The sequence below is a fragment of the Bradyrhizobium jicamae genome, assembly GCF_018130215.1.
GTDB classification, from domain to species: domain Bacteria; phylum Pseudomonadota; class Alphaproteobacteria; order Rhizobiales; family Xanthobacteraceae; genus Bradyrhizobium; species Bradyrhizobium jicamae_A.
The window spans coordinates 1-5,577 of the sequence record NZ_JAFCKQ010000099.1; the positions used below are offsets into that span (position 1 = coordinate 1).

The 5,577-nt window shown below is 55.7% G+C and carries 3 protein-coding genes and 1 pseudogene; 2 read left to right on the plus strand and 2 right to left on the minus strand.

From position 1 onward, the window contains the following. Positions 1–398, plus strand: a pseudogene (locus JQ586_RS39865) (hypothetical protein); the annotation flags it as partial. Positions 399–682: 284 nt separating this feature from the next. On the opposite strand, the gene JQ586_RS39870 reads toward JQ586_RS39865, so the two are convergent. Continuing rightward, on the minus strand, positions 683–2,887 hold the full coding sequence (locus JQ586_RS39870) for an NF038122 family metalloprotease (protein WP_212400093.1): 2,205 nt from the start codon (positions 2,885–2,887) through the stop codon (positions 683–685). A gap of 278 nt (positions 2,888–3,165) precedes the next feature. Continuing rightward, on the minus strand, positions 3,166–3,366 hold the full coding sequence (locus JQ586_RS39875; RefSeq protein WP_212400094.1) for a hypothetical protein: 201 nt from the start codon (positions 3,364–3,366) through the stop codon (positions 3,166–3,168). Positions 3,367–4,014: 648 nt separating this feature from the next. On the opposite strand from JQ586_RS39875, the gene JQ586_RS39880 reads away from it, so the two are divergent. Continuing rightward, positions 4,015–5,337 (plus strand): hypothetical protein, encoded by a 1,323-nt coding sequence (locus JQ586_RS39880; protein ID WP_212400095.1) that lies wholly within the window; start codon positions 4,015–4,017, stop codon positions 5,335–5,337. The last annotated feature ends 240 nt before the right edge of the window (positions 5,338–5,577 follow it).

Consider the following 5,577-nt stretch of genomic DNA (forward strand, 5'->3'; position numbering starts at 1 on the left):
CTCCGTTCAAGTGATGATCAACGACACCACTTTGGCACAGCGATGCCGTCAGGGGGCGTCCACCCCATCAATCTCGGCAGCCACAAGACACCAAAGATCAAGGCGTGGCTCGCCCGACGGCCGCACTATCATGTCCACTTTACGCCGACTTCGGCGTCATGGATCAATCAGGTCGAACGCTGGTTTGCTGAACTTGCTTGAACTCACCAGAAAGCAAATCCAGCGAGGCGTTCACACTTCCGTCAGGCAGCTCGAGGCCGATATCCGCACCTTCATCGACCTGCACAACAAAGTCCCGAGGCTGCCCTTCAAATGGACCAAGTCTGCCGATCAAGATCTTGGCTTCCGTCAAACGCTTCTGCCACAAAACCGAGCGGACGTTGTGTGACGAACTTTAGGTTCACGTGACTTGCCCTGGTAGCTGAGCGAGGTGTCATCGTCGCCTTACGTCCCCTCTGAGATGCGTGGTATTTCGGCACGTGCCAGAGCTGCGCGTACGTCGAAGGCCTCTCAGAAAAGAGAAGTGGCTGCCACCCAGATGGTCGTGTTCGGCTGCTAAATTTAGAACATGCTGTCCAAACTCGGCAAATTTGCCAGCGTGTTAGGAGCTTGGGACCTGGGCAGCCGGGGATCGATCCGCATGCTCATAGCCATGCAAAAGCAACAGGCTGGAAGTGCGATTTTAAACAATATGGAAGTCGCTCTGGTGCGCAAGCAACTGCGCCGTTGTGACATGCTGGAGCGTGATCGTATCGTGTGCGGCATCCGTGATGTCCGCGTTGCCTGACGCGTCGTCATGAATCGCTGCGACCAAGGTGCTCAGATCCGCAAAGACGTCCTTGCTGAACTGCAGTGTATCGGTCGCCGGCGCGAAGTTCGCGAGGGTCGCATGGCCGAAGTTTTCCGCGAACACGAATGTGTCCTGCGCTGCCGCATTGGAAAGCTGGTTGCCGCTTTCGCTCGGCGACGCCGCCGCAACAACCAATGTTCCTCCATTCCCGTCACCAGCGAAGTGGAAATTGTCCTGCGCATGCACCCCGAGGAAGTGGAGCGTGGTCGTGCTCGAGCCATCATTCACTGACAGCACTCCGGAAGTGTTGTCGAAGCTGGAGTGGACGGTGTGGAAATTGATGCCGTGCAAGTCGATTTGATCGGATCCCTGGCCGCCGTTGCCGGTGAACCCGATCATCTGGCTGCTGAACGTGGATGCCTGTTGCAGATTCAGCGTCGTGCCGTCGAAGGTCGTTGGCGCAGCGGCAGTTGGAGCGGGATCGGAAGGAACCGCTACACCCTGCGTTGCAGACGTAAGGAACTGGTCGGACGCTTCTCCCGCTTGGACCAACGATAAACCAACGGATCCGACCGTTGCGACCCGGGTAACGTGATTGCCATCGAATGCAAGCTCAGTGACTTGGCCACCGCTATTTTGGGTCACGAATTCCGCGATTCCAGCCGTCGTACTCTTAACGTCGCGAACGGGATCGTAGCTCCCCGACAATAAATTGCTTGCAACTAGCTGCCCATGATCAAAGTACAGAATGTCTATTTGGCCCCCAGCGGATTGGGTTATTACGTCTGAATTGCCATCACCATTTACGTCTGCAACTCCAACGACGTTCCAAAAGACTTGGTTGGTGAGATCGCTTGCGCTTAGGTGGCCCGAGGAATCAAACCACAGAAAGTCGATCTGACCGCTGGCTGACTGAGTCACAAAACCAGCGTGCGTGTCTCCGCTGAAATGGCCTGCGCCCTTGACGTCCCAGTAGCCGCCGGAAAGCAGAAGCGATCCAGAGAGCTTGCCTCCGGAAAACCAAAGCAGGTCTATCTGGCCATTTGATTGCGTGACGAATTGACTGCTGCCCGTCGAGCCAAAATCAACATCGCCAACAACTTTCCAGAAGCTTTCAGAAGTCAGCAAAGAGCCCGTCAGATTGCCAGAGCTAAATTCCAACGCATCGAGCTGACCATCGGCTAGCTGCGAGACCACGTTAGTCTGGGTGACCGCCGGAGCGGATGATGCTGTTGTGTGAAACCCCAGAGCATCGAGCTGTTGCAGATCGATTGAAGTGAGATGCTGCAAGGTGCTCCCGGTGTAATCTTCATTGAAGGGGTCGTTTGGTCCCTGCACGCCGCTGTTGAGGAAATCACCGGGATCCGAGTTCTGGCCGTAGTCCGCGACTTTCGTGCTGCCTCCGTCCAGGGAGAAATAGGCCGCTGAAGACGGAATGGTGTTCGAGAACAACCGGACACCAGGGCTGGTGAAGCGGTAGAAATCGAAAATGTCCGGTTGTGGGCCATAGGGAACGCGTCCCATCGCGTGGGTGAGTTCGTGCAGGGCGACGCCAACCAGAAGACTGGGATTGATGTCGGTGGCAAAGGTAAGGCTACCATCGTCGGTCGTTGTGTCGGTCGCGCCGATCATCCCCCAGAGTTTGAGTTGCGCATTCCACACCGCGACTGAGGACTGGCCCTGGATCGAAGACCCGCTCGGCAACGCATTGAAAGTAGTATCGCCTGGGGACGCATTGTTCACCAGGTCAGCCCTGACCGTCGAATAGCTGAGCCACTGCCCGTTATCAGGCCCCGCCGCGGCGCCGCCGCCGGTGCCGCTGTAATCAACGTCGAAGTTTAGTGTGATCTTGTCGGAGATCGCAGCACTCAAAAGTGATGCCGCTTGTTCGATTCCAGACCGGAAACTGGCAGGTGCCGCCATTGCGGCAGCGTCGAAGATCAGGTTGATAGTAAGCCCACCGGAGGTCTCCGCTATGACAGAACCCACGCCGCCCGAACCGGAGCCGCTAACCGCAGCCTGCGCCTGAACCGACTCATCGGGGAGTTCGATGGGGGTTGGCGGCGGACTGTAAGGCGTAGGCGTCTCACGAAACATTGTGGACGCGTGCGAGCTCGAGAATGCTGTGTCAGACGGACGGAACCAAAAACTGTGGGCCGAACCGCTCTGACCGCTCTGTAATTCAGACTTGAGTATCATTGCTGGTTCCAGTTGTGGATCGCCCTACCGCCGGTCTTGAGCATCCCATCCCAGGCTGCCATAGATTCAGGCTGCAAGCCAATAAATGTTGATGGCCGGCCGCCTAGCCAGCATTAGGTCGCGCCTAAGCGGGACTTCAGGATTGGTGTCGGCGCAAGTGCGCGAAGCAGACGAATTCACGCAATGGACGTTGGTCCGTGCGACACGCCTAACAGGATTCTGGGTGCGCGCGCTCTGACGTTGCGTTTCGGCATAAGGCGGATGTAGAGCGGCAGAGATATGTTAGCCTGCCATTCGACCACCGAGCCGACGGCTGTGCGAATTTGATGCACGACGCTTTCTTCGGATTTGATGCGGCTGCCGATGATGGCCGTCATTAAGCAGTCGCGAGGATCGCCTCCGCTAAGACATTGGTGGACGTTTAAATCTTGCGGGTAAGCGGAATCAGAACGGTTACAAAAACTGCAGCCGCAAGCGACGTGTACAAGAACTTCTTCTTCGAAGAAGAGGCCCCCCCGAATCTACTGTTTGAATCGGAAAATTAGAAAGTTTTTTATATCGGCATCACTGAGTATTTCCTCCAGAAGGAGTTAGAGTCCGCCCCGAAGAAGGACGGACAGATGAAGTGAGCAAAACCCCGAGACTCTAACTGCCGCTAGATGAAAATTCAGTGGCAGGTCACCCTGAGCGCAAAGTGCTCCCGTATTCAGCACGAACGTCCATGAGTCGAAATTAAAGATCTGCCTTCGCGTTATAGGACGGTGTTTGGTACACAGCCTCGTCAGAATAGATGCGCGTTTGGCGCGGTGCATGTGGATCAGAATCTCGCTGACGTTTCCGGGGACAAGCCTCGACCCGTTGAGATTACGTAGGTATGGTGGATTGTGGATTGCCTTGTTAGCCCGCAACGCATTTGAAAAACTCCAACGAATTGAGACACTTACCAGATCTCAGCTCACGCCGATGCATGATGCGCGTCGCTTCGGTGTGAATTCGCCTCATCAGCGGACCAGGGAGGAGGAACCTTGAGCAAAGCCTGCGATTCTGTGGTTGTCCTTTTGGTGTTGCTTTGCGCGCACATCGCCACCCTGTTTGCATCTCTAACCTACAGTGTCGATAGCTTTCCGAACGTCGTCAACTACGAGCTTTCGGGCACAATCGCCACGACGGTAGCGATGTCGTTCTTTGCCCTAGTGTCGGTCGTATTTGCAGTCGCCAACTTTAGCTTGGGCTATTTGCTCGGGTTCTACTTCTTTACGATGATCCTTGGCTATCTCTGGTTCGAGAGATTTTCGATCCTCTCCTACGATCATCGTCTCGCTGTGGTTTCGATCCTGCTCTCGGGCATGGCATTTCTTTTGCCCGCGCTATTCGTGAGATCGCCGATTAGGCAAATAATGCAGTGGCGTGTCCCGCATCTGGACATGCTGATCTACGGGGTGTTGCTGTTGGCAGTCGCGTTGCTCGCGGCCGGAGCCACTTACCATTTCAGGCTCGTCGGCCTATCCGAAATGTACAGATTTCGCGAACAGATCCAACTTCCACTGGTGATCCGATATGGCGTTGGAATTGCTGCGTACGCCCTGCTCCCGTTTGCCTTTGCCCTGTGCACCATGAGCAAGCGGTATTTGAGGGCTGCAGCGGCGCTCCTGCTCATTGCGTTGTTCTATCCGGTGACTTTGACAAGGCTCACGCTACTGGGACCTTTTTGGCTTGTGTTCATCGCGGCGCTTTCCATGATCGTCGCAAGCCGGGCTGCTGTCATTTTATCATTGCTACTGCCGATGTCCGCAGGGATAGCCTCCTTGGTGCTGGTCCGTTCAGGCATGATCCCCGCAAGCGCGGGGCTGATGTATTTTGGCGCCATCAACTCCCGGATGATTGCGATGCCGTCGATTGCTTTGGAAGTGTACAACAACTACTTTGCAACACACCCACTCACGCACTTCTGCCAGATCAATCTGCTGAAGATTGTCATCAGCTGCCCCTACAACGAGCAACTTTCGGTGCTGATGAAGGTCTATGATCTTGGCGCGTTCAATGCCTCGCTTTTTGCTACTGAAGGCATCGCCTCAGTCGGACCGTGGTTGGCGCCGCTTTCGGCCTTGGGGTGCGGATTTATCATCGCGCTGGCCAATCGACTATCTGCCGGATTACCTGCGAGATTCATTCTGGTGTCAGGGGGGATGCTCCCGTTGGTGTTGTTAAACGTGCCACTATCGACGAACCTGCTGACGAACGGAGTCGCGGTGCTGTTCTTGCTTTGGTACCTTACGCCGCGGTCTATCTTTGAAAAGGACAACCACTCGGAACGACAGCTACTCCAGGGAAGTGATGCCCCTTCGTAGATCAGGGTGACCTTGCCCCCGGACTTGATCCAATTTGAAGTTCGTTACCAAGTGGCGGAAGATGCAGGACAATGCTGCCTTGAAGGATCTCGTGGGAAAAGAGTGGAGGCGCCCGCGGGAAGGCGGAATGCTGTCGGCCATCTCGTGGACGCTCACGGGTCGCTCGTGAAGAACTGGCGGCGGCGGCCGGCTCAAGCGGCGTTTCGAGCCGGGACGGTCTCGAAGAAGGCTCGGATGATG

Excerpts from the sequence above, each read along its gene's own strand:
- JQ586_RS39870 (WP_212400093.1), bottom strand. The coding sequence starts at position 2,887 with ATGTTTCGTGAGACGCCTACGCCTTACAGTCCGCCGCCAACCCCCATC.
- JQ586_RS39875 (WP_212400094.1), bottom strand. The coding sequence starts at position 3,366 with ATGACGGCCATCATCGGCAGCCGCATCAAATCCGAAGAAAGCGTCGTG.